Source organism: Mycobacterium sp. (genome assembly GCF_050701675.1).
In the GTDB taxonomy this organism is placed as follows: Bacteria; Actinomycetota; Actinomycetes; order Mycobacteriales; family Mycobacteriaceae; genus Mycobacterium.
The window spans coordinates 1-3,435 of sequence record NZ_JBOGDD010000421.1 but is presented as its reverse complement, the minus strand read 5'-3'; the positions used below and the strand labels follow the sequence as shown (position 1 = coordinate 3,435).

The following is a 3,435-nucleotide window of genomic DNA, read 5'->3' as shown; positions in this document are numbered from 1 at the left end:
CAAGGACAAGGGGTTCGAGGTCATCGGGGTGCATTCCCCCGAGTACGTGTTCGAGAAGGTCGACTCCAACGTCGCGAGCGGGGCCGCCGACCTGAACATCGAGTACCCGATCGCGCTGGACAACAGCCTGGCCACCTGGACCAACTACCGCAACCGCTACTGGCCCGCCGAATATCTCATCGACGCCCAAGGCACCGTCCGGCACGTCAAGTTCGGCGAAGGTGACTACGACGTCACGGAAAGCCTGATCCGCCAACTGCTCTCGGATGCCAACGAGGGTGTCGATCTGCCGCCCGCAACACAGGACGCCGACACCACCCCGACGTCGACGCTGACCCCCGAGACGTACTTCAGCGTCGGCAAGGTTGCGAACTACGGCGGTCAAGGGACCTATGACCAGGGCGAGGCAACCTTCGACCTGCCTGCCCAGCTGGCCGACGACTCGTTCGCGTTGAAGGGCCGTTGGGCCCTGGACTACCAGGGCGTCACCGCCGTGGACGACGGGGCCACCATCGCCCTGAACTACCACGCCAAGAACGTCTACCTGGTGGTCGGCGGCACGGGCAGCGTCACCGTCACGCGCGACGGTAAGACCACCGTCATCCCGGTCAGCGGCGCCCCGAACATGCGCCAGATCATTGCGGGCGACGATTCCGGGAACGGGGCCGGCGCCGGGCACGTCGACGTCAGCCTGAGCAAGGGACTGCAGGCATTCTCGTTCACCTACGGCTGACGGGCCGACGGATCCGCGGTGGCCTCGATCTTCACCACCAGGGAGTCGCGGATGGTCAGCACCACGATCGCGAACAACCGACCGTGCTCGAACGCCAGCAATACGGGCTCGCCGGGAGGACCGCACACCACCGTCGTCCGTGGACTCAGGTAGCGCATCAGATTGACGGCGACGTCGTGCGGCCCGTGGTTGACCTGGGGCGGCGGGACGGGGTCGGTGAGTACCGTGCCGACACCCCACACGGTCGGATCGAGTAGCGCCGTCAGTGCCTCCAAGTCGCCGTTGGCACAGGCAGTGATGAACGACTCGGTGACGAGCTGGTGTTCGGCCGTGGCAGGCACCACCGACCGGGGTGCCGCGTCGGCGATCTTCGCCCGCGCCCGTCGCGCGAGCTGACGACAGGTGCCCGCGGGCCGACCCACCGTCTCGGCGATCTCGTCGAACGGGACGGCGAACACGTCGTGCAGGACGAACGCCACGCGCTCGCCAGGACTGAGCTGCCGAAGCACGTGCGTCAGTGCGATGCCGACCTCGTCGTCCAGGGTGACGCGGTCGGCGGGGTCACGCCCAAGAGCGCCGTCGTCCACCGTCGAGTCGTACTCGGGCAACAACCTGGTTTCCAGCCGGACCCGCGCTGATCTGAGCTGATCCAGGCACAACCGCCCCGCCACGACGGTCAGCCACCCGCGGACGTCATCGATTCCCGCGGGATCCGCTCGCGACAACCGCAGGAACGCCTCCTGCGCGACGTCCTCGGACTCCCCGACGTCTCCGAGCATCTGATAGGCCAGGTTCACCAGGTAGGGCCGGTGGTCTCGCCAGGCGGAGGTGATCTCGCCGGTCACGTCGGGCGAAGGTGTCATGCAAGTAGGACGAACCAGCGGCGGGAAAAGTTACACGTCGCGTCCGTAACTTTTCGCCGCGCCGGCCCGTCCTTGATTGCAGATACCCCATCTCGTCAAGGAGCAGGACATGACCACACCCACCGCCATCGTCGTCACCGGAGCGACCGGAAACGTCGGCCGACCCCTGATCACCGAGCTCGCCGAAGCGGGAATCGAGATACGAGCCATCACCCGCCGCCCCGACCCCTCCGACTTTCCGCCCGGCGTCACGCCGTTCGACTCGGCGACCGCCGCGCTGGCGGGCGCTGCGGCGGTGTTCCTCAACTCGAGGGCACTCGGCGAGGAACTGACCGCGACGGTCGCCGCGGCACGCGACGCAGGAGTCAGACGCCTCGTCGCCCTCTCGGCGATCAACGCCGACGAGGACTTCTCCCGCCAGCCGTCCCGATTCCGGGGCGATCGCAACACCGAGGTCGAGCAGCTCGCCGTCGACTCGGGGTTGGAGTGGGTCAGCCTGCGCCCCACCGTGTTCGCATCCAATTTCGGGGGTATGTGGGCACCCCAGCTCCGTGGCGGTGACGTGGTCGGCGGCCCGTACGCATCGGCGTCCACCGCACCCATCGCCGACCGTGACATCTCCGCCGTCGCCGCGCGAGCACTGCTCACCGACGACCTGGTCGGACAGCGGATTCCGCTGACCGGCCCGCAGTCCCTGACCAACACGCAGCTCGTCGAGGTCATCGGCACCGTCCTCGGCCGCGAGCTGACGTACCTGGAAGCCCCGGAAGACATAGTGCGGCAACGCTTCCAGGGCATCGGCTTCTCCTCTGAGTTCGCCGACGCCTACATGACGCTGCTGACTGAGACGATCGACCAGCCCGCGTTGGTGACCCACGACGTCGAGAAGATCCTCGATCGTCCGGCGTGCACGTTCGCGCAGTGGGTGTCCGAGAACCGCCATCTCTTCACTGAAGCGTAAGGGAGACAGAATATGTCCGAGAAAGATGCCGCCCCGCGACCGCCCCGCTGGCTCAAGCCGATGAACAAGGTGATGATCGCCGTCCAGAAGCTCGGCGTCCCGGCGGGACCGTCGATGGTGCTCACCGTGCCAGGCCGCAAGTCCGGCCGACCGCGCAGCACGCCGATGACACCGTTCGACCACGACGGTGGGCTCTACACCGTCGCCGGCTATCCCCATGCCGACTGGGCCGCCAATGCCCGCGCCGCCGGGGTGGGCACGCTCACCCGCGGCCGCCGGTCGCGGCGGATCAGAATCGTCGAGCTGTCCTCCGACGAATCCAGGCCCGTCCTGCGGGCGTTCGCCGTGAAGGTGCCGGTCGGCGTCGGGTTCGCCAAGCGCAGTGGTCTGGTCGTCGACGGCACGCCCGATGAATTCGAGTCGCTGGCAGGACGATTGGCGGTGTTCCGGTTCGAGCCGGCGTGAGCGCTTCGCGGGTGATCAGTGGGGCACACCAGTCGCCAGGACAGTGGACTTACTTCTTGCCCGCCTACGAGCCGCTTCCACCGGCCGAGCAAGACCACGAATCCTTGTGTCGTCCAGAAGATTGCGCTTACGTCCTAATGGACGACTGCCATCAGTAGAGGTAGACAACGGCGGCGTTGCCACCCTCGCACGCCACCACTTGGTTGCCTCGGCAAGTCATTCGGTAGGTCATGTTAGTGACGGGGCTGTACGCGTTGATCACTACAGTGCCCCCGCGGTGCAGTTGGTTTACATAGGCCGAGCGGACGACTTCGGCGAACTCGCATGACGTGACGGTGCTCCCAACAGCGGATGTTCCGAACTCGCCGTCATAAAACGATGATCGGCACGCCGTCGAATACGCGGGCACAGTC

At 66.6% G+C, this 3,435-nt stretch carries 4 protein-coding genes and 1 pseudogene; 3 read left to right on the top strand and 2 right to left on the bottom strand.

The features are described from left to right. Positions 1–733 (top strand): thioredoxin domain-containing protein (locus tag ACRDUX_RS12760; RefSeq protein ID WP_526414393.1); only part of this gene is annotated, 733 nt, incomplete at its 5' end. Here the strand turns inward: ACRDUX_RS12760 and sigI are convergent. Beyond that, positions 724–1,596: an RNA polymerase sigma factor SigI gene (gene sigI, locus ACRDUX_RS12755; RefSeq protein ID WP_526414392.1), complete on the bottom strand. Its 873-nt coding sequence runs from the start codon at positions 1,594–1,596 to the stop codon at positions 724–726. The two genes, ACRDUX_RS12760 and sigI, sit on opposite strands and share 10 nt — an antisense overlap. Before the next feature lie 109 nt (positions 1,597–1,705). On the opposite strand from sigI, the gene ACRDUX_RS12750 reads away from it, so the two are divergent. Both ACRDUX_RS12750 and ACRDUX_RS12745 read left to right on the top strand, forming a co-directional pair. After that, positions 1,706–2,557 (top strand): NAD(P)H-binding protein, encoded by an 852-nt coding sequence (locus tag ACRDUX_RS12750; protein WP_526414391.1) that lies wholly within the window; start codon positions 1,706–1,708, stop codon positions 2,555–2,557. Between the two features lie 12 nt (positions 2,558–2,569). Then, a complete protein-coding gene (locus ACRDUX_RS12745; RefSeq protein WP_526414390.1) occupies positions 2,570–3,022 on the top strand; it encodes a nitroreductase family deazaflavin-dependent oxidoreductase in 453 nt (150 codons plus the stop codon). A 151-nt stretch (positions 3,023–3,173) separates the two neighbouring features. On the opposite strand, the pseudogene ACRDUX_RS12740 reads toward ACRDUX_RS12745, so the two are convergent. Next, positions 3,174–3,435, bottom strand: a pseudogene (locus ACRDUX_RS12740) (serine/threonine protein kinase); the annotation flags it as partial.

Excerpts from the sequence above, each read along its gene's own strand:
- ACRDUX_RS12750 (WP_526414391.1), top strand. The coding sequence starts at position 1,706 with ATGACCACACCCACCGCCATCGTCGTCACCGGAGCGACCGGAAACGTC.
- ACRDUX_RS12745 (WP_526414390.1), top strand. The coding sequence starts at position 2,570 with ATGTCCGAGAAAGATGCCGCCCCGCGACCGCCCCGCTGGCTCAAGCCG.
- sigI (WP_526414392.1), bottom strand. The coding sequence starts at position 1,596 with ATGACACCTTCGCCCGACGTGACCGGCGAGATCACCTCCGCCTGGCGA.